Source organism: Roseomonas sp. CCTCC AB2023176, assembly GCF_042259275.1.
Taxonomy (GTDB): domain Bacteria; phylum Pseudomonadota; class Alphaproteobacteria; order Acetobacterales; family Acetobacteraceae; genus Roseomonas.
Genome location: NZ_CP170086.1, coordinates 133134 through 159716, shown reverse-complemented (window position 1 = coordinate 159716; position 26583 = coordinate 133134). Strand labels below are relative to the sequence as shown.

General features: G+C 71.9%; 26 protein-coding genes. 11 read left to right on the top strand and 15 right to left on the bottom strand.

The features are described 5' to 3' along the window. Nucleotides 1–43 precede the first annotated feature (43 nt). Together ACE7GA_RS00795 and rpmE are read right to left on the bottom strand one after the other, a co-directional pair. On the bottom strand, nt 44–559 hold the full coding sequence (locus tag ACE7GA_RS00795) for an Hsp20 family protein (RefSeq protein ID WP_376094266.1): 516 nt from the start codon (nt 557–559) through the stop codon (nt 44–46). A gap of 247 nt (nt 560–806) precedes the next feature. Continuing rightward, complete coding sequence (gene rpmE, locus ACE7GA_RS00790) at nt 807–1037, bottom strand: 50S ribosomal protein L31 (protein WP_376094263.1); 231 nt, start codon at nt 1035–1037, stop codon at nt 807–809. Between the two features lie 207 nt (nt 1038–1244). On the opposite strand from rpmE, the gene ACE7GA_RS00785 reads away from it, so the two are divergent. The 3 genes from ACE7GA_RS00785 (at nt 1245) to pdxY (ending at nt 3657) form a co-directional block, all read left to right on the top strand. Further along, nucleotides 1245–1856, top strand: a complete 612-nt coding sequence (locus ACE7GA_RS00785) for a hypothetical protein (protein ID WP_376094260.1) — start codon at nt 1245–1247, stop codon at nt 1854–1856. A 198-nt stretch (nt 1857–2054) separates the two neighbouring features. Next, nucleotides 2055–2798, top strand: coding sequence for a glucose 1-dehydrogenase (locus ACE7GA_RS00780; protein WP_376094257.1), 744 nt, complete (start codon nt 2055–2057; stop codon nt 2796–2798). Between the two features lie 10 nt (nt 2799–2808). Next, nucleotides 2809–3657, top strand: coding sequence for a pyridoxal kinase PdxY (gene pdxY, locus ACE7GA_RS00775; protein WP_376094254.1), 849 nt, complete (start codon nt 2809–2811; stop codon nt 3655–3657). Nucleotides 3658–3672: 15 nt separating this feature from the next. On the opposite strand, the gene ACE7GA_RS00770 is transcribed toward pdxY, so the two are convergent. Both ACE7GA_RS00770 and ACE7GA_RS00765 read right to left on the bottom strand, forming a co-directional pair. After that, nucleotides 3673–4374 (bottom strand): hypothetical protein, encoded by a 702-nt coding sequence (locus ACE7GA_RS00770; RefSeq protein WP_376094251.1) that lies wholly within the window; start codon nt 4372–4374, stop codon nt 3673–3675. A gap of 119 nt (nt 4375–4493) precedes the next feature. Next, the gene (locus ACE7GA_RS00765) at nt 4494–5678 is read right to left on the bottom strand and encodes an FAD-dependent monooxygenase (RefSeq protein ID WP_376094248.1); all 1185 of its coding nucleotides are present in this window, start codon (nt 5676–5678) and stop codon (nt 4494–4496) included. Nucleotides 5679–6014: 336 nt separating this feature from the next. Here ACE7GA_RS00765 and ACE7GA_RS00760 point away from each other — a divergent pair, with 336 nt between their 5' ends. Beyond that, complete coding sequence (locus tag ACE7GA_RS00760; protein WP_376094245.1) at nt 6015–6887, top strand: amidohydrolase family protein; 873 nt, start codon at nt 6015–6017, stop codon at nt 6885–6887. A gap of 12 nt (nt 6888–6899) precedes the next feature. Here the strand turns inward: ACE7GA_RS00760 and ACE7GA_RS00755 are convergent, their stop codons facing one another. The 3 genes from ACE7GA_RS00755 to ACE7GA_RS00745 all read right to left on the bottom strand — a co-directional run bounded on the left by ACE7GA_RS00755 (nt 6900) and on the right by ACE7GA_RS00745 (nt 9053). After that, the gene (locus tag ACE7GA_RS00755; RefSeq protein ID WP_376094242.1) at nt 6900–7679 is read right to left on the bottom strand and encodes a tripartite tricarboxylate transporter substrate-binding protein; all 780 of its coding nucleotides are present in this window, start codon (nt 7677–7679) and stop codon (nt 6900–6902) included. Beyond that, nucleotides 7601–7876: a hypothetical protein gene (locus ACE7GA_RS00750; RefSeq protein ID WP_376100588.1), complete on the bottom strand. Its 276-nt coding sequence runs from the start codon at nt 7874–7876 to the stop codon at nt 7601–7603. The genes ACE7GA_RS00755 and ACE7GA_RS00750 overlap by 79 nt, the downstream gene beginning before the upstream one ends. A gap of 121 nt (nt 7877–7997) precedes the next feature. Beyond that, on the bottom strand, nt 7998–9053 hold the full coding sequence (locus ACE7GA_RS00745) for a YeiH family protein (protein ID WP_376094239.1): 1056 nt from the start codon (nt 9051–9053) through the stop codon (nt 7998–8000). Nucleotides 9054–9248: 195 nt separating this feature from the next. On the opposite strand from ACE7GA_RS00745, the gene ACE7GA_RS00740 reads away from it, so the two are divergent. The 4 genes from ACE7GA_RS00740 (at nt 9249) to ACE7GA_RS00725 (ending at nt 14576) form a co-directional block, all read left to right on the top strand. Further along, nucleotides 9249–10247 carry a TAXI family TRAP transporter solute-binding subunit gene (locus ACE7GA_RS00740; protein ID WP_376094236.1) on the top strand — a complete coding sequence of 333 codons (999 nt, stop codon included), beginning with the start codon at nt 9249–9251 and terminating at the stop codon, nt 10245–10247. 86 nt (nt 10248–10333) lie between these two features. Next, entirely contained in the window at nt 10334–12229 is a 1896-nt protein-coding gene (locus ACE7GA_RS00735) for a TRAP transporter permease (protein ID WP_376094233.1), read from the top strand. A gap of 11 nt (nt 12230–12240) precedes the next feature. Beyond that, complete coding sequence (locus ACE7GA_RS00730) at nt 12241–13272, top strand: amino acid ABC transporter substrate-binding protein (protein ID WP_376094230.1); 1032 nt, start codon at nt 12241–12243, stop codon at nt 13270–13272. A gap of 83 nt (nt 13273–13355) precedes the next feature. Continuing rightward, on the top strand, nt 13356–14576 hold the full coding sequence (locus ACE7GA_RS00725; protein ID WP_376094227.1) for a hypothetical protein: 1221 nt from the start codon (nt 13356–13358) through the stop codon (nt 14574–14576). A 327-nt stretch (nt 14577–14903) separates the two neighbouring features. Here ACE7GA_RS00725 and ACE7GA_RS00720 read toward each other — a convergent pair whose 3' ends face one another. The 5 genes from ACE7GA_RS00720 to ACE7GA_RS00700 form a co-directional block, all read right to left on the bottom strand. After that, nucleotides 14904–15275, bottom strand: a complete 372-nt coding sequence (locus tag ACE7GA_RS00720; RefSeq protein ID WP_376094224.1) for a DUF3574 domain-containing protein — start codon at nt 15273–15275, stop codon at nt 14904–14906. A 159-nt stretch (nt 15276–15434) separates the two neighbouring features. Next, the gene (locus ACE7GA_RS00715; protein ID WP_376094221.1) at nt 15435–16583 is read right to left on the bottom strand and encodes a hypothetical protein; all 1149 of its coding nucleotides are present in this window, start codon (nt 16581–16583) and stop codon (nt 15435–15437) included. 22 nt (nt 16584–16605) lie between these two features. Further along, complete coding sequence (locus ACE7GA_RS00710) at nt 16606–16944, bottom strand: multidrug transporter (protein WP_376094218.1); 339 nt, start codon at nt 16942–16944, stop codon at nt 16606–16608. Continuing rightward, the gene (locus ACE7GA_RS00705) at nt 16941–17936 is read right to left on the bottom strand and encodes a glycosyltransferase family 2 protein (protein WP_376094215.1); all 996 of its coding nucleotides are present in this window, start codon (nt 17934–17936) and stop codon (nt 16941–16943) included. Before ACE7GA_RS00705 ends, ACE7GA_RS00710 begins: the two co-directional genes overlap by 4 nt. Before the next feature lie 10 nt (nt 17937–17946). After that, nucleotides 17947–18669 (bottom strand): class I SAM-dependent methyltransferase, encoded by a 723-nt coding sequence (locus ACE7GA_RS00700; RefSeq protein WP_376094212.1) that lies wholly within the window; start codon nt 18667–18669, stop codon nt 17947–17949. 224 nt (nt 18670–18893) lie between these two features. Here ACE7GA_RS00700 and ACE7GA_RS00695 point away from each other — a divergent pair, with 224 nt between their 5' ends. Beyond that, nucleotides 18894–20594: a hypothetical protein gene (locus ACE7GA_RS00695; protein ID WP_376094209.1), complete on the top strand. Its 1701-nt coding sequence runs from the start codon at nt 18894–18896 to the stop codon at nt 20592–20594. Nucleotides 20595–20824: 230 nt separating this feature from the next. Here ACE7GA_RS00695 and ACE7GA_RS00690 read toward each other — a convergent pair whose 3' ends face one another. Together ACE7GA_RS00690 and ACE7GA_RS00685 are read right to left on the bottom strand one after the other, a co-directional pair. Next, entirely contained in the window at nt 20825–22048 is a 1224-nt protein-coding gene (locus tag ACE7GA_RS00690) for an NAD(P)-binding domain-containing protein (RefSeq protein WP_376094206.1), read from the bottom strand. A gap of 35 nt (nt 22049–22083) precedes the next feature. After that, nucleotides 22084–23067, bottom strand: a complete 984-nt coding sequence (locus tag ACE7GA_RS00685; RefSeq protein WP_376094203.1) for a Bug family tripartite tricarboxylate transporter substrate binding protein — start codon at nt 23065–23067, stop codon at nt 22084–22086. A gap of 94 nt (nt 23068–23161) precedes the next feature. Between ACE7GA_RS00685 and ACE7GA_RS00680 the strand changes: the two genes are divergently transcribed. Then, nucleotides 23162–24085 carry a LysR family transcriptional regulator gene (locus tag ACE7GA_RS00680; protein WP_376094200.1) on the top strand — a complete coding sequence of 308 codons (924 nt, stop codon included), beginning with the start codon at nt 23162–23164 and terminating at the stop codon, nt 24083–24085. 304 nt (nt 24086–24389) lie between these two features. Here ACE7GA_RS00680 and ACE7GA_RS00675 read toward each other — a convergent pair whose 3' ends face one another. Then, nucleotides 24390–25415: an NAD(P)H-binding protein gene (locus ACE7GA_RS00675; protein WP_376094197.1), complete on the bottom strand. Its 1026-nt coding sequence runs from the start codon at nt 25413–25415 to the stop codon at nt 24390–24392. Nucleotides 25416–25957: 542 nt separating this feature from the next. Here ACE7GA_RS00675 and ACE7GA_RS00670 point away from each other — a divergent pair. After that, nucleotides 25958–26566: a MaoC family dehydratase N-terminal domain-containing protein gene (locus tag ACE7GA_RS00670; RefSeq protein WP_376094194.1), complete on the top strand. Its 609-nt coding sequence runs from the start codon at nt 25958–25960 to the stop codon at nt 26564–26566. Nucleotides 26567–26583: the final 17 nt, after the last annotated feature.

Below are 26583 nucleotides of genomic sequence, written 5' to 3'. Positions count from 1 at the left end.
GGATCGCTCCGCCGGCCCCGTTCCGCTCAGACACCCCGGCCGATCAGGCCACCTGGGTCTGCTCGCCCCCGCGGACACCGGCGTCGTTCGACACCTCGCCCTCAATCGCGCGCGGCGCCCCATTGCTGAGAGAGGGCGCGGCCGTCGCGATCTCGATGCGGCGCGGCTTCAGCTGCTCCGGCACCTCGCGGCGGAGGGACACGTGCAGCAGCCCGTTCTCCAGCCGCGCACCCTCCACGCGGATGTGGTCGGCAAGCACGAAGCGACGCTCGAAGGCGCGGCCGGCGATGCCGCGATGCAGGAAGCGACCTTCCTCCTGCGCCTTCGGCGCGCGTCCGGAGACGAGAAGGACGTTGTCCTGCGCGGTGATGTCGATGTCGTCCTGACCGAAGCCGGCGACGGCCATGGTCAGCACGTAGGCGTCATCCGCCGTCCGCTCGATGTTGTAGGGCGGATAGGCCGGCGCCTCGGCCGCCGCGCGGGCGGTGTCCATCAGGCGGGCCAGCCGGTCGAAGCCGATGGCGGTGCGGAAAAGAGGGGAGAAATCCACTGCGTTCACGTCAAACCTCCTGCGAGAGCAAGGTCCAGGCGTTGCCGATGCGGAGGGAACCGACCCAGTTCCGGCGGACCCCATGAAGGTCCCCCGGTTGCACGCCCGATCGGGCCGTGCGGGGCGTCCCGCCCGCGCCCACGGCCCCGTTCGGGCACCGTGGACGGGCGAGCAGATATGAAAACGGCCCGGCGGGTTCAAGACCCCCGGGCCGCCCCACAAACCTCTGAAAAGCTGGGCGAAAGGCGCCCGGGCCTCAGCCCGCCTTGCGCGTCCCGAGCCCCGCGAACTTCTTGTTGAACTTCGCGATCTGCCCGCCCGAGCTGACCTGCCGCTGCACGCCCGTCCAGGCCGGGTGCGACTTCGGGTCGATGTCCAGCCGCAGCGTGTCGCCGGGCTGCCCGTAGCAGGACCGCGTCTTGAACGTGGTCCCGTCGGTCATGACGATGTTGATCTCGTGGTACTCGGGGTGGATGTCGGGCTTCATGGGTCGGGATTCCTGATGGCGCGCCCGATGCCGACCGGGCGTGCAAGCCGGGCCGTCTAGCCGCCCGCGCCCCCCGGCGCAACCAGGACCACGCACGACTCCCTGGCCCGCTCTCCTATTGTGCGCGGCGTCGAAATCATGGTGCTCGCCCGCGATGCCCCTGCCGGTCCAGGCTCGCCCCCGCCGAGACGAGGAGAGGAGGCGGAGGTGATCTCCATCCAGTACCCGCACATGGGCCTGAACGACGAACGCGCGCCCGTCTACGTGCGGATGTGGAACACCTGGAAGGTCAAGCCCACCGACACGCCCGACCATATCGTGGACTGGACGGCGCAGGTGGCCCGCAGCGCGCCGGCCGGAAAACTGAAGGAGATCGTGATCTCCTGCCACGGCGCGCCAGGTTACCTGCAACTCGGCACCGGCATCGGCCTCGCCCAGGTCAGCCTGTTCGAGCGCTGGCGCGGGCTCGTGGACAAGGTCTGGCTCCGGGCCTGCCTCGTGGCCCGTATCACCGGTCCCGGCACGGCCGCCGAGGGCGACGGCGCCTTCATCGGGGCGCTGAACCTCAACGGCGACGGGCATCGCTTCTGCTCCGGGCTCGCGCGCGCCCTGCAATGCTACCTGGTGGTCGGCACGGAGCTGCAGTCGTCGCGCCAGTACAGCACGACGAACCCCGTGCCCTTCGGGATGCTCGACACCTATGAAGGCCTCGTCCTGTCCTACCACCCCGATGGCACGATCGGCTGGTCGCGGCGCTACTCCTCCGTCTCCGACGCCAATCCCACGACTCTGACGGCCCGCAACCCGAACAACGAGTAGCGGGGCCGCGCCGGATCGCGGCGCGGCCCGACCGATCCACCGCGCGCCCTCCGCGCGCGCGAATGTCCGGGCCCGGCGCGTGACCCAGCGGCACGGAACCCACCGCCGCCGCGCATGGCCGCACGGCGCCGGCGTCCGGTTGACCGCCCCCGACCCCCTTTCCAGAGTGCGCATCCGCTCACGCCACGGGACACGTCCATGCGCCTCCAAGGAAAGATCGCCCTCGTCACCGGCGCTGCCTCCGGCTTCGGGGAGGGGATCGCACGGATGTATGCCGCGGAGGGAGCGAAGGTCGCGGTCTGCGACATCAACCTGGACGGCGCGAAGCGCGTGGCAGGGGAAGTCGGCGGCACCGCCCTCGGCGGCGACGTCGCGAAGGCCGCCGACATCCAGGCCATGGTGGACGGCACCGTCGCGGCCTTCGGCGGCCTCGACGTCGTCGTCAACAACGCGGGCTGGACCTACCGCAACCAGCCCTCCCTCGACGTCACGGAGGACGACTTCGACCGCGTCTTCGCGATCAACGTGAAGTCCATCTTCCTCATGGCGAAGAGCGCCCACCCCGAACTCAAGCGCCGTGGCGGCGGCTCGTTCATCACGGTCTCCTCCACCGCCGGCCTCCGGCCGCGCCCGGGCCTGACCTGGTACAACGGCACGAAGGGCGCCGCGAACGTCTTTACCCAGGCCCTCGCGCAGGAATGGGCGAAGGACAACGTCCGCGTGAACGCCGTCTGCCCCGTCATCGGCGGCACCGGCCTGACCAGCGCCTTCATGGGCGTCGAGGACACGCCGGAAAATCGCCAGCGCTTCCTCGCCACCATCCCGCTCGGCCGGTTCTCCACTCCCGCCGACATCGCCAACGCCTGCGTCTGGCTCGCCGAGGACCGCTCCTCCTTCATCACCGGCGTCCTGCTGCCGGTGGACGGCGGCCGCTGCGCGTAGGGACGGCCGCGTGAACATCCTCTCCATCCAGTCCTGGGTTGCCTACGGCCACGTCGGCAACGCATCGGCCGTCTTCCCCCTGCAACGCCTCGGCGCCGAGGTCTGGGCGGTCAACACCGTCCAGTTCTCCAACCACACGGGCTACGGCGCCTGGCGCGGCCAGGTCTTCGGCGCCGACTTGATCCGCGACCTGGTCACAGGCATCGAGGAACGGGGCGCACTCCCGCGCTGCGACGCCATCCTGACGGGCTACATGGGCGACGCCGCGATCGGTGAGGCCGTGCTGGACGCCGTCATGAAGGTTCGCGCCGCCAACCCGAACGCGGTGTGGTGCTGCGACCCCGTCATCGGCGACGTGGGCCGCGGCGTCTTCGTGCGCCCCGGCATCCCCGAATTCATGCGCGACCGCTGCGTGCCCGCGGCCGGCATCCTGACCCCTAACCAATTCGAACTGGAATGGCTCACCGGCCGCCAGATCAAGACGCTCGACGACGCCAAGCAGGCCATCGCCGAGCTCCAGTCCCGCGGCCCCCGTACCGTCCTCGTCACCTCCCTCGACGTGGACGACACGCCGGAGGATTCGGTGGACCTCATGGCCGGCGAGGAAGGTCGCTACTGGCGCGTCCGCACGCCGAAGCTGCCGATCTCCGTCAACGGCGCCGGCGACGCCATCGCAGCGCTCTTCCTGTTCCACCGCCTGCGCTGGGACGATTCCCGCCTCGCCCTCTCCGCCGCGGCCTCCTCCGTCTTCGGCCTGCTCCGCCGCACGAGCGAGGAGAAGTCGCGGGAGATCCTGACCGTCGCCGCGCAGGAGGAATTCGTCACCCCCTCCCGCGTCTTCATGGCGCAGCGCTGCTGAAGCCCCGCCGCGCGATCAGATCGCCTTGTTCCGCACGATCCAGCCGCTGAGCGTGCCCGGTGAGGGCGCGTCGTACTCGTGCCGCTCCCCGACCGAGAAGGAGAATTCCGACGCTGGATCGTAGTTGATCGTCTGCCCGCTGGCGGCCCGGACGATGCGCAGCTCGCCATCCCAGGGATCGCAGACGCTGATCGTCGTCGTGCCCTCGGTGTTCACGCCGTCCACGACCATGAAGTGCCCGCCGCCGCTGTTCCAGCCGCAGCGCACGATGCAGGGATAGCCCTTCTCCACCGTCGCCTTGATGGCGTCGTACATCCCGCCCGGCCCGACCCAGACGGCCTCCCATTCCCCGAGGCCCAGCTGCTGCAGGACCGGCGGGTGCTTCGTGCAGTTCGTGTAGGTCGAGCCGTCATAGATCGACCCGACGACCTTCCCGTAGATCTGGTAGATCTCGGGCTCCGTCTTCACCGCCGCGTCGATCCCTGCCTTGGCCAGCTGAGCCCCGGCGAAGCTCCCGACGATCGGCACCGCCGAGACCGCCGAGCCCGCCGCGAAGCCCCGCAGGATCAGGTGCTTCTTCACCTTGAAGTTGACCATGATGATGCTGGCGATGCCGCAGGAGTTCGAGACGTCTGCCCCGTTCTTGATGACCTTGTCCTGCGCGCGGACCATGTGGACCTCGCCGTAGCGGTCCAGCCGCACGAACCATGACGACATCGCCGATCACCCCCCGGCCCCCCGACGGGATCGTCGGCATTCGCCCGGAAGCCGAGCCTAAGCCGCCCCGGACGATCCGATCCATGCCGCAACGGTCGCGCCTGTCACGCGCCGCGACGTCACACCAGCTCCACGCGCGTCGCATCGTAGGAGAACAACCAGGTGTTGCGTTCCCCGCTGATGTCGCGCTTGGCGAAGGCTGCCCGCAGAGCCGCCATGTCCTCCATGTGGAACAGCGCCCGGTTCGCCGTGGACTCGTTCACCACCCGCGACGTGCGGTCCACGCGGTTGCGCTGATAGAGCCGCAGCGCCGCGGGAACGCTCTCCTCCTGGTCCAGCGCCCGCGCCAGCACCGCCGCATCCTCCACCGCCATCGCCGACCCCTGCGCCATGTAGGGCAGCGTCGGATGCGCCGCGTCCCCCAGCAGCGTCGCGCGCGACGTGCTCCAGTTCTCGACGGGCTTGCGGTTCTTCAGCACCCAGCGGTAGCACTCGTCGCGCGGCGCCGCCTCGATGATCGCGTTGACCATCGGATTCCAGCCGACGAAGTCGTCGCGCATTTCCTGCCAGGGCCGCCGCGTCGTCCAGGATTCGTCGTCCCACCCCGCCTGCTCCACGCAGGCGACGAGGTTGATGATGCTCCCCCGCCGCAGCGGGTAGATGACGCAGTGCTTCCCGGGACCCACGAAGATCTCGACGCAATCGGTGCGGTCCTCCGCCGCCAGCCGCTCGCTCGGCACGACGACGCGCCAGACGGAATCGCCCGTGAAGTCCGCCTCCGCATGCCCCAGGATCTGCGACCGGATCGCCGACTTGATCCCGTCCGCCCCGATCACGAGGTCGCCGCGTTCCGTCGACCCGTCGGCGAAGCGCAGCGTCACGCCCTCCGCGTCCTCCTCGAACCCCGCCGCACGCCGGTTCAACTGCACCGCATCGCCCCGCAGCGCCCGCACCGCGTCCACCAGGATGGCGTGCAGGTCGGCCCGGTGGATGGACACGTAGGGTACGCCCCAACGCTCCTCGTACCCCGCGCCGAAGCGGATGGTCTGCAGCACCTCCCCCGTGTCGAAGGTGCGGAACCGGTACTCCCGCGGCAGCGCCCCGGCCTCCGCGACCCGCTCCGCCACGCCGATCTCGGCGAAGACCCGGTTCGCGTTCGCGCTGACCTGGATGCCCGCGCCGATCTCGCCCAGCTGCGGCGCCTGCTCGAACACCGTCACGTCGTGCCCGCGCCGCAGCAGACAGGCCGCCGCGGTCAACCCGCCGAGGCCGGCCCCGGCGATCAGGATTCGCATGCGTGACATCTGGCTCTGGCCTCCCCGCAACTGTTCCCGGGCCGCGTCGGCGACCGCCTTCAATGACCACCGATGCTCCGCCACGGTAACATGGGGCGCCCGGGCCCGCCGCCCAGCCATCGCCCATGCCCGGCCCCCACCCGGTCCGACCATTGACCCGGACCCGCGCGGCGCCGACGACGCACCCCCGTCCGCACGGAGGCGCGCCATGCTCGACATCTACACCCACATCCTGCCGGCCGCCGTGGCGCGGGAGATGGACCGGATCTCCCCCGCCTGGGCAACATCGGCGCCCGCCTCCGCGCCGTCGTCCCCCTGCACGACCTCCCCGTCCGCTTTCGCGCGATGGACGCCGTGCCCGCCCGCAACGGCGAGCCCTACCGTCAGGTCATCTCCCTCCCCAATCCGCCGATCGAGGACTTCGCGTCCGGCGCCGACGCGCAGCTCCTCGCCCGCGTCGCGAACGACTCCATGGCGGAACTCTGTGCCACCCACCCCGACCGCTTCCCCGCCTTCGTCGCCGCCGTCTCCCTCGACGACGTGGACGCCGCCCTCGCCGAGGCCCGCCGTGCGATCGAGACGCTCGGCGCCCGCGGGATCCAGGTCTTCACCAACGTCGCGGGTGCCCCGCTCGACCGCCCGGACTACCGCCCCGTCTTCGCCTTGGCCGACGAACACGACCTGCCCGTCTGGCTCCACCCCGCCCGCACCGCCGCCATGCCCGACTACGCCGCCGAGGACCGCAGCCGCTTCGAGATGTGGTGGTGCTTCGGCTGGCCCTACGAGACCTCCGTCGCCATGGCCCGTCTCGTCTTCTCCGGCCTCTTCGACCACCACCCCGGCCTCAAGGTCATCACCCACCACTGCGGCGGCATGATCCCGTACTACGACGGCCGCATCGGCCCCGGCATGCAGGTCCTCGGCAGCCGCACCTCCGACGAGGACTACTCCGGCATCCTCCCGTCCCTTTCGCGTCCGCACCTCAACTACTTCCGGATGTTCTACGGGGACACCGCCATGTTCGGCGGCCGCTCCGGCCTCCTCGCCGGCCTCGACTTCTTCGGCGCGGACCACGTCGTCTTCGCGACCGACGCCCCCCTCGGCCCGATCGCCGAAACCCTCGAAAGCCTCGACCGCCTGGACCTCCCGCCCGACGTCATGGCGAAGATCCTCTCGGGCAACGCGCGCCGCCTGCTGCGCCTCCATCCGGGCCCCTGAACCGCCGGGGGCCTACTCCGCCGTGATCCGCGCATCCCGGATCACCGTCGCCCACCGCACGTGATCCCGCACGATCAACTCGCCGAAGGCCTCCGGCGTCGCGGGCGTCGGCGTCATGCCCTGCGCGCGCAGCGCCTCCGCCGTCCCCGCCTCGCCGAGCCATCCGTTCAGGTCCGCGTTCATCCGCCGCCGCAGCGCCTCCGGCAGCCCCGCCGGCGCCAGCAGCCCGAACCACAGGTCCACCAGCACGCCCGGGAACCCCGCCTCGGCGAAGGTTGGCACCTCCGGCATCGCGGCCGAGCGCGCCTCGCTGCCCACCGCCAGCACCCGCAACCGACCGTCCCGGGCATGCGGCAGCGCCGTGTGCACCGGCAGCACGGCGGCGGCGACGCGCTTCCCGATCAGGTCCGTCAGCGCCGGCGCCGCCCCGCGATACGGCACGTGCGTCAGCTCCACCCCCGCCGTCAGCGCGAAGAGCGCCATCCCCAGGTGCTGCGGCGTACCGTTCCCCGGCGTCGCGAAGTCCAGCGCCCCCGGCCGCGCCCGCGCCAGCTCCGCGAAGGCCCGCGCGTCGGCCGCCGGCACGTCCGGGTTCACCACCAGCACGAGGTCCCCCCGCGCCAGCAGCGCCACCGGCGCGAAGGCCCGCACCGGGTCGTAGGGCACCGTCCGGAACAGGCTGGGGTTCATGACGAAGGTATTGGGCTGCACCATCAGCGTCCGCCCATCCGGCGCCGCGCGCGCCACCCCCGCGGTCCCGATGTTCCCCGAGGCCCCGGGCCGGTTGTCCACCACCGCCGGCTGTCCGAGCCGCCCCCGAGGAACGGCGCCATGAGCCGCGCGAGGAAGTCCGGCCCCGTCCCCGCCGTGTAGGGCACGACGATCGTCACCGGCCCGTCCGGCCCCGCCGCCTGCGCCCAACCCGACGCCGGAACCATCGCGCCGCCACCCGCGATCGCGGCGCGCCGCCCGAACGCCTGCGCCCTCATGCCCGTCCTCCCCGCGCGGGTTTGCCCCGCATCGTCCCGCCCATCATGCCCCGCCGCGTGCGGGCGGCCACCCGTGCCGCCCGCCCCGGCCCATCACCGGACCGGAGCCGGCCTCACCCGATCAGCCGCACCCCTGCAACGGCCAGCACCGCGATGAACAGGCTCGCCGCCACCCCCAGCCCGAGCGGCGCCGCCCCCGCAGCCGAAGGTCCTTCAGGTCCGTGGACAACCCCAGCCCCGCGACCGAGGCCGCCATGAGGAACGGCACGGCCCAACGCGACGCCTCCACCGCGATCCCGGGCACCACGCCGACCGACCCTGCCACCACCATTGCGAGGAACCCGAAGGCGAACCAAGGCACCGCCACCTTTGCCTGACCGGGCGCCTGGCCGGGCGCCTGACCAGGCACGCCCCCGAACCGCCCCAGCGCCCCCGCCGCCCACCACCCGAGCGCCAGCACCGCCGGCGCCAGCAGGAACACGCGCGCCAGCTTCATCACCGTCCCCGCCCGCGCCGCCTCCTCGCCGCCCGCCGCCGCCGCGCCCACCGCCTGCACGACCTCATGGATCGAGGCTCCGGACCACAGCCCATACCCCCGCGCATCCAGCCCGAGCGGCCCGGCCAGCAGCGGCCACAGCAGCATCGCCCCGGTGCCGCAGAGCGTGATCACCGCCAGCGCGTAGGCCACGTCCCCGTCGCGCGACCCCGTGGACTTGTTGACGACCTGGTTCGCCGCCACGATCGCCGAGGCCCCGCAGATCGCCGTGCCCGTCCCGATCAGCGCCGCCAGCGCCGGCTCCACCCCCATCCGCCGCCCGAGCCAGATCGTGAAGGGCAGCGTCGCCCCCACGACCACCAGCGCCAATGCCAGCGCCCCCGCCCCGAGCGACAGCAGCGCCCCGAGCGTCACCTGCAACCCCAGCAGAACGATCGCGAAGCGCAGCACCGGCCGGACCGAGGCCGCGACCCCCGGCTTCCACGACGCCGGCAGCCCCATCGCCGCCCGCATCCCGATCCCCGCCAGCAGCGCGACAACGACGGGATTGAGCGCAGCGATCCCGGACCACCGCCGCACGCCGAGCGCCAGCAGGGCGAGCGCGAAGCACACCATGAGCCCCGGCAGCGCGCGCTGCACCGACTCGCGACGGGTGAGGGGGCGCGCGGCGCCGGCAGTCACGGTGGTCATTGAAGCCGCGCACGCTGGTCCCGCCCCGCCCGGGGGTCAACCGCTCCCGCCGCGTCCCAGCCCCGCGCCGGTCATCACGCCGGATGCCCTTCCGTGCGCCCCCGCACCGAAGGCCGCCGGGCCCCGTTGCCCCCGCCCCGCGCGCGTGCCCATGATCGCGCACCCGCCCCACCGCCGGAGGCCCTCATGCCGCTCCACGTCAGCCGTCGCGCCACGCTCCTCGGCACCGGCGCCGCCCTCGCCGCGCCCTTCATCCGGACCGCCCAGGCCCAGCAGACGATGGAATTCGTCGCGGGCTCCCTCGGCGGCGGCTGGTACACCATCGCGGCCGGCATCGCCGCCCTCGTCCGCGACGAGAACCCGGACATCCAGCTCCGCGTCGTCCCGGGCGGCGGCGTCGCCAACTCCACCCGCGTCAACAACAACCAGTCCCAGATGGGCTTCGGCATCGACGCCTTCACGGCCGCCGCCGTGAAGGGGGAAGACCCGTACAGCGCGAAGCACGAACGCCTCCGCTCCCTCGGCACCGGCTATTCGCCCACGGAACACAATTTCCTCCGCGCCGCCGACAAGCCCGGCGACGACATGCGGCAGATCCTGACGCAGCGCGGCCTCCGCCTCGCCGCCCCGCAGCGGTCCTCCACGGATGAGACGACACTCCAGCGCATCATGCGCTTCGTCGGCACCTCCCCCGACCGCATCCGGTCGGAGGGCGGGCGCTACCTCAACGGATCCTACGCCGACATCGCCGCGGCCTATGCCGACGGGCAGGTGGACTACCTCTACTGCGCCCTCGCCAAGCCCGCCGCGATCCTGACGGAGATCGGCCAGGGCCGCCGCTCCTCCCGCCTCGTCGGCTTCCCCGACGACGTCCGGAAGCACCTGATCGACGCCTTCGCCTACAATGAGGGCGTGCTTCCCGCCGCGACCTACCCGCAGCTGCAATCCGCCGACCTTCGCGTCACGACGATGGACAGCGTCATCATGGTCCACGACTCCGTGCCGGAAGACGTCGCCTACAAGGTCACGCGCACCCTCATCCGCAACAAGGGCGCGCGCCTGACGCAGATCCACGCCTCCATGGCCTCCTACGATCCCGCATCGTCCTGGCGCTATGCCGGCTGTCCGCTGCACCCGGGCGCCGCGAAGGCCTACCGCGAGGCCGGCGCCATGCCCGCCGCCTGAAGCGCGCTTGCGTGAACTGCCCGCCTGCGTGAACTGCACGCGTGCGTGAACTGAAAGGGCCACTCGGTCCGATCCTCGCCGGCTGGATGGCGCTCGCCAGCGCCATCCACCTCTACTTCGGCGGCTTCGGCTTCCCCGAGCCGATCGCCATGCGCGCCTTCCACCTGCTCGCCTTCGTGCCGCCGATCTTCCTGCTCTGGCCCGCCCGTGCCGTCCGGCCGGACCCCACCCCCGGCCGCTTCGGCGCCGTCTCGCGCTACGCCCGCGCGCCCTCCGCGACCGACCGCCCGACGATCCTCGACTGGCTCTGGTTCCTCGCCGCCGCCGCCCCGCATGCCTGGGTCTGGCTTTACGCCGACGCGGTCTCCGACCGCATGGAATACGTGGACCCCTTCTCGCCGGTGATGGTCGTCATGGCCGTCCTCGCGATCGCCACCCTCCTCGAGGCCACGCGCCGCGCCGTCGAACCGGGCCTCGCCTGGATGGTAGTCATCTCTCTCGCCTACATGCAGTGGGGCCACCTCCTCCCCGGCGTCCTCAACACCCGCGTCTTCACGCCGGCAGAAATCCTCGAAGCCTCCTGGCTCGTCCCCACCGCCGGCGGCGTCTACGGCCCGCTCACCGGCATCGTGGCCACGACCATCGCCGTCTTCATCATCTTCGGCGCCTTCATGGCCGGCAGCGGCACGGGGCGCCTCTTCTCCAACCTCGGCGCCGCTGCCGCGGGCCGCTACTCCGGCGGCCCCGCGAAGGTCGCCGTCGTGACCTCCGGCCTGTTCGGCACGATGTCCGGCTCCTCGGTCTCCAACGTCATCACGACGGGCGCGATGACGATCCCGCTGATGAAGCGCATCGGCTACCCCGCCGCCGTCGCCGGCGGGATCGAGGCCGCGGCCTCCGTCGGCGGCGCCATCATGCCCCCCGTCATGGGCGCCGCCGCTTTCGTCATGGCCGAGATCACGAACATCCCTTACGGCCAGATCGTCGTCGCCGCCGCGATCGGCGCCGTCCTCTACTACTTCGCCATCCTCGCCGCCGTGCACTTCGAGGCGAAGCGCCGCGGCATCTCCGCCATGGATCCCGCCGATATCCCGCCCTGGCGCGAGGTCCTCGCGGACGCCCACCTGGCCATCCCCATGGGCCTCCTCGTCCATCTCATGATGGAGCGCTTCTCCGGCAACTTCGCCGCCTTCTGGGCGACGATCGCGATGGTCGCCGTCGCGACCCTCCGCCGCCGCACCCGCATGACGCCGCGCGCGATCTTCGACAGCCTGGTCAATGCCGGCCTCACCATGGCCCCGCTCGCGGTCGCCATCGCCGGCGCCGGCATCGTCGTCTCCGCGCTCACCGCCACGGGAATGGTCGTGGCCTTCGGCGGCATCATCAAGGACCTCGCCGGCGGCTCGCTCCCGCTGCTGCTCCTGCTCCTCGCGATCACCGTCCTCGTGCTGGGCATGGGGCTGCCGACCACGCCTTCCTATATCATCGCCGCCGCGATCGGCGTGCCCCAACTCATCGCGATGGGCGTGGACGTGCTTCCTGCGCACCTCTTCATCTTCTACTTCGCGGTGCTCGCCGACGCGACGCCGCCCGTCGCCGCCGCCGCCTTTGCCGCGGCCTCCGTCGCGAAATCCCCGCCCACGATCACCAGCCTGCACGCGACCCGCTTCGGCATCGCCGGCTTCACCGTGGGCTTCGCCTTCATCTACGACCCCGGCGTGATGCTCCGCGGCGACCTGCCCGCGATCATCGCCGACACCGCCGTCCAGGTCGCGGCGCTGACCGCCATCACCGCCGCCTGGGCCGCCTATTTCCTCGCCCCGATGGGCCCCGCGGCCCGCACCCTGCTCGGCGCCGCCGGCCTCGTCGCCGCCTTCGCCCACGTCGTCCCATCGCCCCTCCGCCTCGCGATCGTCGTCGCGGCGATGGGCGTCGTCTGGTTCACGGGGCGCGCCACCGCGCCCGCCCGCACCGCAACCTGAGGGAGGAAACCATGCGTCTCGTCACCGGCCTCGCCGCCGCTCTGCTCGCACTCGCCACCGGCACCGCGGCCGTCGCCCAGACCGCCGACCCCGGCCCGACCCTGCGAAACATCCGCCAGAAGGGCGCCCTCGACTGCGGCGGCCACCCCGGCGCTCCCGGCTTCGGCGCGATGGATTCCCGCGGCGTCTACCGCGGCATGGACGCCGACATCTGCCGCGCCGTCGCCGCTGCGGTCTTCGGCGACGGGGAACGCGTCCGCTTCACCGTCCTCACCTCCGCCGCCCGCCTGCCCGCGCTGCAATCGGGCCAGATCGACATGCTCGCGCGCACCACGACCTGGACGCATTCGCGCGACACCGCCAACGGCCTGAACTTCACCGCCGTGAACTTCTACGACGGCCAGGGCTTCATGGTCCGCGTGGCCTCCGGCGTCCGCCGCGCCCGCGACCTGGAAGGCGCCTCCGTCTGCATCTCCTCAGGCACCACGAACGAACTGAACCTCGCGGACTGGGCCCGCGCCAACCGCATCAACATCCGCCCCGTCGTCTTCGAGCAGAACGACGCGACCACCCAGGCCTACGAGGCCGGGCGCTGCGACGCCTATTCCACCGACGCCTCGCAGCTTGCGGGCATCCGCACCGGCCTGTCGCGTCCCGACGACCACATCGTCCTGCCCGACATCATCAGCAAGGAACCCCTCGCCCCCGCCGTCCGCCACGGCGACGACCAGTGGTTCGACATCGTGCGCTGGACCATCTACGCGCTGATCGAAGCGGAAGAGCTCGGCGTCACCCAGGCCAATCTGGACGAAATGCTCCGCTCCGAACGCGCCGAGATCCGCCGCCTGCTCGGCGTCACCGGAGACCACGGCCCGATGATGTCCCTCGACCGCCGCTGGGCCTACAACGCGATCCGCGCCGTCGGAAACTACGGCGAGATCTTCGAGCGCAACCTCGGCCAGGCCTCCCCCCTGAAGCTCCCCCGCGGCGTGAACGACCTCTGGACCCGCGGCGGCCTGATGTACGCCATGCCCATTCGGTGACGCGCAGCGACAGACGCGACGCGAAAGCGGTGTAACCGCCGCGTCGGCCCTGCTCTGCTCCCGCCACACGCGGGAGTTGAGACATGCCCGACGGAATACTCGTCAACGGCACGCCGGACACGGTTGCCCCGGTGCCGGAGGACCTCCCGGACGCCGAGACCCACGTCCGGCGCCTCCAGTTGGACGCGCGCCTCCTCACCGGCTTCGTCGCGGGCCGGGCGGACAAGTCGTTCTCGGGCACCCCGGCCCTCGGCCCCCGCTCGCCCGACCAGGGCGAGCAGCGGGGCACCGCCGGCCTGGCCCGCCTCCTCTACGCCCCGCCCCGTACCCTCTGCCGCAACCCGGCCGACGTGGACGCCCTGATCGCCCTCGTCGACCGCCTCGCCCGCGAAGCCAGCCCGGCCAACGCCGCGACGATCCGCCTCACCGCTGCCTACACGGAATGCGGCCCCGGCGAAGTCTCGGACGCCGAGGTCGCGGCTGCCCGGAACCTCAAGCGGATGGTCCGCGCGATCAGCTACGCCGCGCTCGCCCTTCTCCTCGCCGGCCTCGTGCTCCTCGGCCATGCCGCTTCCGGCCGCTCGATGCTCGACAACCTCGGACAGCTCCGCACGGTCCGCGCGGACGCGCAACGCGACGTCGCCGCCGCCAACGCCGCCCTCCTCGCCGGCATCGCCGCATCCCAGAAGACCATCCGCCTCGTGGACTGCGAGCCGCTGGCCGAAGCCGTCCCCGGTAACCTCGATGCCCGCGCCACCGCCTGCAACAAGCGCTCCGACGCCGACTTCCGGATGTCCCTCGTCTACGCCCAGCTCACCCGCTGGAACGCGGCGTCGCGCGCCGCCGGCTGGCTCATGCCCGTCGGCATCCTCGAGAACCTCGCGGGCCCACGCCTCCGCGTTCCCGGCACCGCCTTCGAGGGCACGGAACTCCGCACCGAAGTGACCCTCAAGGTCCTGACGAGCTTCATCCTCCCCCTCGTCCTCAGCTTCGTCGGCGCCGCCGCGGCCTTCGCGCGCCTCGTCATGCGCAAGATCGAGAGCTCCTCGCTCGAGCCGCGCGACCAGGCCGGCGGCGTCCTCCGCGTCGCCCTCGGCAGCATCTGCGGCTCCCTCGTCGGCGCCGTCTTCGCGGGCAACGAGCCCCTGAACCTCCAGGGCATTACCCTGACCCTGCCCGTCATCGCCTTCTTCGTCGGCTACGCCGTCACTGTCGTCTTCGACCTGCTGGACGGCCTGATCGAAGCCACCCGCGACCGCATAAAGTCCACCTTCACCCGCAGCGCCCCCCCGCCTGTCCGCTGACGGCGGATCGCTTCATTCTAGAACTTTTCTCGGGGGGTGTGCGCGGGGCCCCGGAGGAAGGCGCTGCCTTCCTCCGGACCTCCATCCGCCGGCGGACGCATCCCCTGGACCCCAGTCTGTGGAACGCCCTCGATGGAAGGGTAGCTCGCACGCGCGCCTGCACCGCGTGCGAGCCACCCTTCCATCGAGGGCATGCCTACTCAGGGAACGCGGTCCAGGGGGGCGTTCCCCCCTGGTGGGTGGAGGGTCCGGGAGGAGGGCAGCGCCCTCCTCCCGGGCAACCGGCGCAACACCCCAGGAATGGCCTCAGACCGAAGCAACCCGCCGTCAGAACCCCACGCAGCCCGGCCGCACCGCCCGCAGCACGCTCTCCTGGGCGAAGCGCGCGCGATAGGCGGCCGCCAGCGGTTCCACCTGCGCCGTCGCGCCCGCCGCGTCCACGCCTGGCAGCACGAGCCACATCACCTTCGCCGTCTCGCGCTCGATCCGCCCGTCGCGCCCGCGCCACTGCCCCTGCGCGTCCATCACCGTCAGCCCGTCCGGAAAGCGCGGCGTCGCCTCCTCCGCGAGAAACGCCGTCCAGTCCGCATCGCTCACCCGCAGCACCCCACCCGCGTTCCGCCCGAACAGCAGCTCGACGACCGTCGCCGGCCCGGTCCCCGCGGGGCAGGCGAGGGCCCGGGCGGCGCCGTGGCGCACCCGGCCAGCAGCAGCGACAGCAGGACGGTGATCTGCATCCCGCAAGGTCATCACGCCCGTCGAAGCCCGTCACGCGATCTGTCGCTGGCGACCGCCGCACCGGTCACGACGTGCCGCCGGCGCGTCATCCGGCGCGCGAACGTCCGCCGGCCCACCTCGTCACGCTACCCGCTCACGCCGCGCCCGCGCCGCGCGCAGCGCCCACGCCGCCCCGATCCCCACCGCCACGCAGACCAGCAACACCGCCGCCGGCCCACCCGCCGACAGCAACCCCGCCGCCACGCTCGGCGCCACGGCCGTCGCCAGCGTCACCCATCGCGCGATCCGCCCCTGGAGCGCCGCGAAGCGCGCGGTGCCCGCCAGTTCCAGGATCACCTGCGGCCGGATCACTGTCAGCGTTCCCGCCCCCAGCGCGAAGAGCACGAGGAACGGCCACGCCGTCCAGGCCCCGCCCGGCAGCAGCGGGAAGACCAGCCCTGCCGTCATGATCGCCGCCGCAAAGGTCGCGACCGTGAACACCCCGAACCGCCGTCCGTACATCAGGTCCGCGATCCGCGCCGCGATCTGCACCGGCCCGAACAGCGAAGCCATGGCCACCGCCGCCGCCGCCCCCAGCCCCTGCGCCCCCAGCAGCGCGATCAGGTGGATCTGCACCGCGTTCGACACCAGCGCCCCGAGCGCCAGCCCGACCGCCACGAGCCGAAGCCCCGGATTCCACCCCACCGCAGCCACCGCCGCGCCCGAGGCCAACCCGGCCCCGCCCCCCGGCACGAAGCGCAGATACAGCCCCGCCGAGACGAGGTTCAGCCCCGCCATCACCCACACCGCCCCCCGCCACCCCACCAGCCCGTCCAGCGCCGCCAGCGCCGGCCAGGCGGCCGTGGAGGTCATTCCCGTCATCAGCAGCAGGATCGTGATGCGCCGCCGCGCATCCCCCGCCCGCACCAGCGCCACGTTCGCGGGCTCGCTCAGGCACAGCGGCGCCGAGACCCCCAGCACCACCCACCCCGCGAACAGCATCACCGCCCCGGTCGCCGCCGCGACGATCGCGAGCCCGAGCGCCATCAGCAGCGCCCCCACGACCATCGGCCCTCGCGGCCCCACGCGCCCGAGCAGCACTCCTACCCGCGGCGACAACACCCCGGAGATCGCGAGCATCACCGTGATCCCGGCGAAGGCGCTCCCCGCCGGCAACCCCAGATCCCGCTCCTGCGCCGCACCGAGGATGGAGGGCATGAAGTAGGTCCCGCCCCACCCCACCACCTGCCCATACCCCAGCACCGCCAGGAGCAGGCGCCCCGACGTCACGCCGCGACCTTTGGTGGCAGGGTCACGCCGACGCCGCGAGCAGCACCACCCCCAGGCTGATGAGCGCCACCGCCGCCACCTTCGCCGCCCCGAGCGACTCCCCGAAGGCGAAGTGCCCGATCACGACGGCCACGACGTAGGAAAACGCCGTGCAGGGCAGCGCCACGCTCATCGGGATCCGCCGCAGCGCGACGATGTAGAGCAGCGCCGCGCCGGCATAGAGCCCCAGCCCCACCATCGTCTGCAGGCGGAACAACTGCGTCAGGAACCCGCCCTCGCCGGTGGCCCCCGCCTTCAGCAGCACCTGCCCGAACAGCGACGTCCCGATCGCCGCGGCCAGCGCCAGCCAGTGAGCGTTCACTCCGCCGCCCTCTCCGGCACGCGGGCCACGACCGGCTCCGCCCGCACGACGTCCCGCACCACCCCCTGGGGCGTCCCGTTCGAAGAGAGGAACGCCCGCCCCACATACTCCCCGAGCACGCCGAGGATGAGGAACTGCACGCCGGAGAGCAGGAGCGTCACCGTCATCATGGAGGCCCAGCCCGACGGCGTGGTGCCCGTCATCGCCTCGACGATCACCAGCAGCGCCGCGATCAGCCCCAGCACGCCCATGGCCACGCCCGCGAAGACCGCCAGCCGCACCGGCAACAGCGAGAAGTTCGTCGCCAGGTTCAGCCAAAGCCGCACCAGACGCTTCAGCGTATAGTTGCTGCGCCCCATCGCCCGCGCGAAATGCTTCACCTCGATGGAATCGATGCGCTGCGTCACCTGCATGATCAGCCCGTCGATGTACGGGTACGGCCCCGCGTAGCGCGTGACCTCCCGCACCACCATCGCGCTCATGCAACGGAAGGACGAAAGGTAGAGCCCGCGCGGCTTGTCGATCAGCCAGTCCGCCACCTTGTTCGCGAAGGCGCTGCCGAGGTTCCGCCACCCCGCATGCTCCTTCACCGCGTAGCGCGTGTAGACGACGTCCCAGCCACCCATCCGCGCATGGTCATACAGCTTGACGACCTCCTCCGGCGGGTTCTGCAGGTCGTCGTCCATGTTGATGACGTAGGCCCCGCGGGCATGCCGCAGCCCCGTCATGACCGCGTTGTGCTCGCCGAAGTTCCGCGCGTGCTCGACATAGGTGATCGGCACCGTCGCGCTCTCCGCCAGCCGCCGGCACACCTCCCCCGAATTGTCGGGGGACCCGTCATTCACCAGCACGATCTCGATCCCGCCGGCGGGCTTCAGCGCCGCCAGCGCCTCCACCAGCGTCCCGACCGTGTCCGCGCCGCGATAGACCGGCACAACGATCGAAAGCCCCACCGCCGGGGGCGGGGAAAGATTCGTCACGTCGCCTCGCATGGCGGGCTCCTCAGGAACGCGTCGCGGCGATCATGACCGATCCGCCGCAGGGAAGGGAAAAGGGAAGCCGCCGCTCGATCTCCGTCGCGGCGAAGAAGCCGCGCTCGACCCAGGGCGGAAAATCCGTCACGTCGGACGCCGCGCCCTCGCGCCGCGCCAGCACCTTGCGCTGCACCACCATCAGCGGCAGCAGCACCGAATTCCAGTACCGCGCCGTCACCGCGGAAAACCCGGCGCCGGCCACCATGGCCACCGCCTGCCCCGCCGTGTAGCGCCGCGCATTGTGCACCCGCACGTCATGCGCCGAGAACAGCCACGCATAGGCCGGCAGGTTCAGCAGCAGCGTCCCGCCCGGCGCCAGCACCCGCCTCAGCTCCGCCAGCGCCCGCGCCGGCTCCACCCCGCGATGGCTCAGCACGTCCACCGACACCGCGGCCCCGAACGCCCCGTCCGGAAAGGGGAGCGCGTTCACGTCCCCCGCCGCCACCGGCACGCCAGACTTCGCCGCGGCCCGCCGCGCCGCCCGCGGGTTGAACTCGACCCCCGCCGCTCCGAACCCGCCCAGCCCCAGCCGCCGCAGGAACCCACCGGTCCCGCAGCCCGCATCCAGCACCGGCCGCCCGGCCACCCCCGGCCGCACCTCGAGCGCCGCCAGCAGCCGCGCATGCACCGCCCGGTACCACCACATCCGCTCCTCCGCGGCGTCCATCAGGTCGTATTCGGCGTCTTCCACGGATGCCCGGATCGGAAAGGGAAGGGGGCCCGCGCCGCCGCCATGGCAGCCCCGGCCAGGGCGGGCTTGTGGCAGCGCGGTTTGGCAGGGACAAGGCGACCGCGCCCGACCCCCGCCGCAATCACGGCCCATATCCCGGCCTGGACCAGCCGTCTGGACGCCACCCCGCCCCGGGCCCAGGGTGTAACCCGGACGGCTCCCGAAACGATGAAGCCAGCGCACGGATGAACGCGCCGATCCTCCCGCCCGGGGCCACCACCCCACCCCGCCCCGCGACGGAGGCGATGACGACGCACGCCCCCGGACCCCTTCCCGGGAGCCTGCCCAGCACCTTCCCGGGCGCGGCCCTCCGCGCGCGGCTCCGCGCTGCCCTCTCGCCCGCCTGGGCCGCCCGGCTCTGGCGCGCCGCGGCCTTCCTCCCCGCGCTCGCCTTCCTCGCGACCGTCCTCTCGCCGCCGTTCAACCACGACGTCGCCGCCGTCCTGAACTTCTCCGAACGCTGGCTCGCCGGCGAACGGCTCTACGCCGACCTCATCGACGTCAACCCGCCCCTCATCTTCGTCCTCAACCTCATCCCCGCTGCCATCGCGGCGTGGACGCCGCTCGAAGGCCCCGGCGCGCTCCTCGCCTGCCTCGTCGCCTTCGCCGCCCTGTGCTGGTGGCTCTCCGCCCGCCTCCGCGCGGGCATGGAGGAAGGCCCGATCCACGCCGCCTTCCTCACCGCCGGCATTCCACTCGCCTTCCTGCTGCCCGGCTACGATTTCGGCCAGCGCGAGGTCCTCATGGGCACGGTCGCCGTTCCCTACGCCCTCCTCGCCGCGCGCCGCATCGCCGGCTTGCCCACGTCCCGCCCGCTGCTTCTCGGCACCGCGCTGCTGGCCGCCATCGGCTTCGCCCTGAAGCCCTACTTCCTCGCCGTCCCGCTGCTGGTGGAGGCTGCCGTCCTCCTCTGCCGCGTCGCCTTCCCGCCGAGTCTCCCGCGCCTGGTCCGCGCCCTGCGCGACCCCGTGCCCTGGACCATGGCCGCGGTCTGGCTCCTCTACCTCGCCGCGATCCCGCTGCTCTTCCCCGACTACTTCGGCCACGTCGTCCCGCTGGTCTGGAAGTACTACGTGGACCTCGGCGACCTCTCCCTCTTCTCCGTCCTCCTCGAGCCGAGGATGGCCGAGGTCGCCCTCCTCCTCGTCATGGTCTCGACGCTCTGCCTGCTCCGCCGCTGGGGCCCGCAGGTGCTCACGCTCTGGGCCGCCGCCGCCGGCGCCTTCGTCTCGGGATGGGTGCAGCACAAGGGCTGGACCTACCACGCCGCTCCCGTTCTCATGCTCGGCCTGCTGACGGCCGCCCTCATCGCTGCGCGCTGGCTCGACCGCGTCCTTGCCCCGGCCCAGGCGCGCCGCCTCTCCTGGCGCCTCGCCGCCCTCCTCTGCGCCGGTGTTTTCCTGGTCACCGTCCGCGGCGGTGAGGCCCCGATGCGCGAGATCCACTGGTCCTCCGAACGCGGCGGCCGGCTGACCGCATGGCTGCGCCAGAACGCCTACGGCGAGCGCCTCCTCGTCCTAACGCCCGACATCTTCCCGATCTACCCCGCGCTGAACTACGCCAACGCCCAATCCACGCTGCGCTTCATGAACCTCTGGCTGCTCCAGGGCACCAATAACCGCTGCCCCGAATCCGGCGAACGCTACAACGAGCCCTGGGAGATGAGCCGCGCCGAATTCTACGTTTACCGCACCGTCGCCGAGGACTTCGCCCGCGCCCCGCCCTCCGCCGTCCTCGTCACGCGCCACGTCGGCATCCCCTGGTGCGGCCGGGAATTCGACTTCATCGAATACTTTTCCCGCCACCCCCTCTTCGCCGAGGCCTTCAGCAACTACCGCGCGGCGGGCGAGATCGAGGGCTACAGGCTGTTCGTGCGGGACGAGTAGCTGCTGGGGCAGCGACTGCCCGCCCCGGCGCGAACACCCACCCGGGGCGGCGTCGCGGCCGTCCCGCGATCGTTGTTCAGCGCCCCCAACGACCCTCGCTGGACACATCGCAACACGACCGCCTCTGGCCGATAACGGTCTGTCTGCTTCGCGCGTAGCAAAGCGATAAAGCGGATCCTGCACCTCTCGCCGGCTCGATTTGTCGCCCGCCGGAAGAGCCGGGCGGATCGTCAGGCTCGGCCGCAAATCAGATCCGCGATGTGGGCCGCATCCTCGCCGACACCCCATAGGAATGCCGACTTCACCTTGTGCAATCTCGGCAATCCCAGGAAGTAGAGTCCCGGGACACTCGTGACGCCACGCTTGTGCGAAGGCGTGCCACCAGCGTCGAGCACCGGGCACTTCATCCACGCGAAATCGTAGCCGTAGCCGAGCGCCCAAATGACTGTACTGATGCCGGACCGGCGCAGGTCCAGGGCGTCGGGCTCCGGCAACGCCGCCTGTGGTATCCCGAGAGCCGCGTCGAACTCGCCGTTCGGCTGTGCGCCGATGTCGTGCGTCTTGATGAAGCAATCGATGGCGCTCAGCGTCTCGCGGAAGGCCGCATCGCCTGCTTCAAGGCTGGCGTTCAGGTCGGCTGCGAAGAAGGCACGTCCCTCGCGCACGCCCTGCAGACTGCCGAGCAGCGTCGCGCCCCGTCTCGCCATCTCACGGATGTCGACCGTGTAGCCGCCGCGGACGCCCGTCACGAGCGGGGGGCGAAAGCCCGGCGGGATTTCATGGACCGTTCGTTCGGTGAGCCCCATCTCCTCGTTCCATCGACCGAAGTCGCGGCCGCGATAGCGGCGGGGAACGCGCCGATGGCCACGCACGGCGAAGTGCACGGACCGCCCGTGCAGAAGAAGGTCCTCGACGATCTGACAACCGGACGCGCCCGACCCGACCACCAGCACGCCACCCGGCGGCAGTTCCGACGGATTCGTGTAGCGATTGGCCGTGATCTGGAGAATGCCGGCCGGCACGCCCGCCGCGGCCGCCGGCACGCGCGGGCACTGGTAGGGCCCGGTCGCGACCACGACGTTCCCGGCCTCGATCGTCGTCTGCCGCGCCTCCAGGCGAAAACGGCCGGTCTCGTTGACGCGAAGCACGCCCACCTCCACGCCGCAGCGAAGTGGCGCGGCGATCCGAACCGCGTAGGAGGCGAGGAAGTCGACGACCCCGTCGCGCGGCATGAAGGCGTCGGGATCGGGCCCTGCATACGCCTGCCCCGGCAGGCGCATCATCCAGTTCGGGAACTGGAAGTGCAGGGAGTCCCAGCGCTCGCTGCGCCAGCGCTCGGCAATCCGCCCGCGCTCCAGGACGACGTGTTCGCGGCCGCGCTCCCGGAGGTGATGGCTCACCGCCAATCCGGCCTGGCCGCCGCCGATCACGACGGTCTCGATGCGCTCGGCCATAGTCGGACGTGGGTCCCGGACCGGACGGACGCCCCCTAATCCAGCCTCATGGTGGCATCCCGCACGACGCGTCTCCAGCGTTCAGTCTCGGCGGCGATCAGCCGTCCCAGATCCTCCGGCGTGCCGGGCATTGCCTGCGCGCCCAAGCCGGAAAGCTGCTGAACCAGCGCCGGCGTGCCGAGCCCGGCATTCATCGCCTCGTTGAGGCGCCGGGTCACGTCGGGCGGCGTACCCCGCGGAGCCCCGATGCCGTACCACGAACTCACCTCGTATCCCGGCACGTCGTCCGACAGGCTCGGCAGGTCCGGTAGCATCTCGGCACGGGCCGGCGTCGTCACGGCGAGCGCGCGCACGCGGCCGCTCCGGATGTGCTCGATCGCGGAGGGCATGGCGTCGATCATCACCTGGACCTGCCCGCCGATCAGGTCGACGAGTGCCGGGCCGGACCCACGGTAGTGCACATGGATCATCTCCACCCCTGCCATCGTCTTGAACAGTTCGGCGGCCGCGTGCTGGGGTGTGCCGTTCCCGGCCGAGGCGATCGCGATCCGGCCCGGGTTCGCCTTCGCATGGGTGATGAGGTCTGCGACGCTCCGCACGGGCAGGGCAGGATTGACGACCATCACGAACGGGACGCGGGCCAGCCCGGCCACGGGTGCGATGTCGCGGCTGAAGACGAACGGAAGGTTCTCGTACAGCGTCTCGTTGATGGTGTTTACCGGCCCGAAGACGAGCAGGGTGTAGCCGTCCGGCGTCGCCCTCACGACCGTCTCCGTGCCGAGGTTGCTGCCGGCCCCGGGCCGGCTTTCTACGACGAAGGGCTGGCCGAGGCGCGTGGTGAGCCATTGGCCGGCGAGGCGTGCCATGATGTCCATCGGCCCACCCGGCGCGAAGCCGATGACGAGGCGGACGGGTCGGGACGGGAACGTGACGTCCGCCCCTGCGTGGCGTGGAGCGGCGCAGGGAAGGGCCGCGACGGCCGCCGCACGGGTGAGGAGCCTCCGTCGGGTCGCAGCCATGTCCACGCCTCCAGCGGCTTGATGCACCACCGCGTAGCACCGCAGTGATATACGAGCCATGCGGTGTCAGCAGCGAAAGCGAGACGTGAGGCATATGGCAGTCGAACTCCGGCACCTCCGCTACTTCGTCGCGGTGGCCCAGGAAGGGCACGTCACGCGCGCGGCCGAACGCCTCGGCCTGCAGCAGCCGCCACTGAGCCAGCAGATCAAGGCGCTCGAGCGTGAGATCGGTGTGCAACTCTTTCGCCGGAAGGCTCGTGGCGTCGACCTGACGGAGGCGGGGCGCACCTTGCTCGCCGATGCGCTCGCGGTGCTGGCTCGCGTCGATGATGCGGTCGAAGGGACGCGACGCACGGCGGCCGGCAAGCAGGGCAGGCTTCGCATCGGCATGCCGCCGAGTGGTCCGTTTCACCCCTTCGTGCCGCGCATGATCCGGCGCTTTCGGGAGGAATGTCCTCTGGTCGCCCTCAGCATCCAGGAATGCCTCAGGGCTGAACTCGTGGAGGGTCTTCAGGCCGGGACGCTGGACGTGGCCTTCATCCGCGCATCGATTGCCCCGCCCGAGGGTCTCGAGCTGCACCCGTTGCTGGAGGAGCCGCTCGTCGTAGCCCTCCCCTCCACCCACGCCCTAGCCCGGCCGGGCCCGCGCTCCGCGGCCGTGTCGCTCGATCGCCTCGCGACGGAGCCTTTCATCGTCTATGCGCGACGGCAAGGGCCGGCGCTGTACGACGTCACACTGGCGGCCTGCGCGCAGGCCGGGTTCAGCCCCGTCCTGGGGCAAGAGACGGATCGGATCATCTCGGCCCTTAGCCTCGTGGCGAGCGGGCTCGGCGTGACCTTGGTACCCGCATCCATGCAGAGCATGACGATGGACGGCGTGGCGTTCCGGCCGCTTCGCGGTCCCGCACAACCCAAGGCGTTCCTGTCCATCGCGGCCCGGCGCAACGCGCCCTCGGCGGCTGTACGCCAGTTCGTCGCCATGGTCCGCCGCGGCGCGCGGGAGGAGGCCGCTTCGTGACGGGGCCCTGTCCTGAACGCTGGTATGAGTCAGTCGACTGGGCAGCCGAGGCGCCGGGTGTCGCGCGTCCGGGATTTCCAGAGGTCAGCAGAGTTGTGCCCGGGTTCCCCCTCTGTCGGCCGGCCCATCGAAGAGCCGTTCGACCCCTTTCTCAGGCGGCTGAGATTGGACCCGCAATGTCCGCTTCTGGAAACTTCGTGGCGCCGAGCACACGAGCGGGATGTGCCCATATCCGCCGGGTGAGGTTGGCCTACACATGCCAGCCGGTGCCGTGCGTCCTTCCACGCTCACCCCTCATCGCACTTCAAAACACCGCATGTGCTCCGCGATCATCCACGACGCGCCCGCCCAACAGCGCCCGATAATGCCCGAACAGCGTCTCCGTCCCCGTCGCCGGCGTCGCCCCCGCATCGTACCGCCCCGCCGCCGCGTCCCACACCAGCATCGACTCCGTCGCGTAGTACCGCCCGATCCGCGCCAGCTCCGCCTTGACCCCCAGCGACGGCACCACCCGCGCCGCCGCCCCCAGCACGCCCACGATCCCGTCCAGCATCCCCACCGGCACGCTCCGGAACCGCGGTGCCCGGCCGAGCATCGCGAAAAGCGCCTCCCCCTGCTCCCGCGGCGTGATCGCCGGCCCCGGCCCCCCGATCGGCAGCACCCGCCCCCAGCGCGACGGATCCGTCAGGCAATCCGCGAGATACGCCGCCAGATCACCGTCCGAGATCGGCTTGCACGCCGTCAGCCGCCCATCCCCGAATAGCAGGTAGGGCTTCCCCCGCCGCACCCGCTCCACCTGCCCGGACAGCGACTTGAAGAAGGCCGTCGGCCGCACGATCAAATATCCCACCCCGGAGGCCGCCAACTCCGCCTCCAAGGCCAGCTTCGCCCGCTGGAATTCCAGCCGCGGCTTCTGCACGCAAAGGGCGGAAAGCAGCACGAACCGCCCCACCCCCGCGTCGCGCGCGGCCCGCAGCACCGCAGCGTTCATCCCGTGATCCACCGCCCAGGCATCCCGCGGCACGCCTGTCCGCGACGCAAGGCACGACACCACCGCGTCGAACCGCTCCCCCCGAAGCCCGTCCTGCCGGATCGCCGTGGGGTCGGAAAGGTCCACGACCCGCCCCTCTACCCCCTCGGTCGCCCCCTCGGTCGCCCCCTCGATCGCCCCCTCGATCGCCCCCTCGATCGCCGTGGCCCGCCGCCCGAGGCACACCACCCGATGCCCCCGCGCGCGCAGCGCCCCCAGCGTCGCCCGCCCGATCGTCCCCGTCGCCCCCAGCAGCAGGACCCGGAACGGCCCGAGGGCCTCGGAACCCGCCGCGCTCACCGCCTTGCCCGTCAAACCGCCTTCCACCTCGCGAACAGCCCCCGGCCCCCTCCTGCCACCGTCCCGCACCCCGACGGGGCAGGACGCCGAGCCGCACAAGCCCGGCCAGCGCTCGCCCGCGCGGAGCGCAGCGCGTCGCCGCTTTGACACCGGTGCGCCCGCACAGCCATGCCGCGGGCAAGCATGCGTCCCGTGGCCGACGCCCGCCACCCCGCCGCGCCCCTGCCCGTCGCAGGTTTCGCAGCTGGCTGGGTCGCCCCCACGCCATCGCCGCCGCATGATGCGACGGCAGGGAAGGGGAGGGCGCATGCCGTTCGATGACTACATCGGCCGCACCGAAACCGCGGAGGACACGGCCGACCCCCGCCTCGCCGCCCGCCTCGCCGCCACCCTCGATGTGCCCACCCCCGCCGAGGACGCGGCCTGGCCCCCCTCTGGCACTGGACCCTCTTCCAGGACTGGCGCCCCCCGTCCGGCCTCGGCCCCGACGGCCACCCGCGCCGAGGCGGCTTCCTCCCCCCGTCCACGACCTCCCCCGCCGCATGTGGGCCGGCGGCCGCGTGGCCTTCCTCGAACCCATCCGCACTGGCGACTCCCTCCGCCGCACCAGCACCATCCTGACCGTCACGGAAAAGACCGGCGCCTCCGGCCGCCTCGTTTTCGTCACGGTACGCCACGTCGTCGAAGGCCCGCGCGGCCCCGCCCTCTCCGAGGAACAGGACCTCGTCTACCGCGGCACCGAGGGCGCTGCCGTCCGCCCCGCCCCGCCCGCGCCGCCCTGGCCCGACGCCCTGACGGCGACCCTCACCCCCGACCCCATCCTCCTCTTCCGCTACTCCGCCCTCACCGGAAACGGCCACCGCATCCACTACGACCACCCCTACGTGACCGGCGAGGAAGGCTACCCCGGCCTCGTCGTCCACGGCCCCCTGCAAGCCACCTGGCTTACCGCCCACGCCCTCCGCCTCGCCGGTGGAGACACGCGCCTCACCCGCTTCGCCTACCGCGGCCGCCGCCCCTGCTTCGATAACCGCCCCCTCATGCTCCTCGCACGCCCCCATTCCGACAAAGAGTCCGGCGACACGATCTGCCTGGAAACGCGCGACGACACCGGCGCCACCTGCCAGGAGGCCGAAGCCACCCTTGCCTGACCGCGCCGCCACCCATG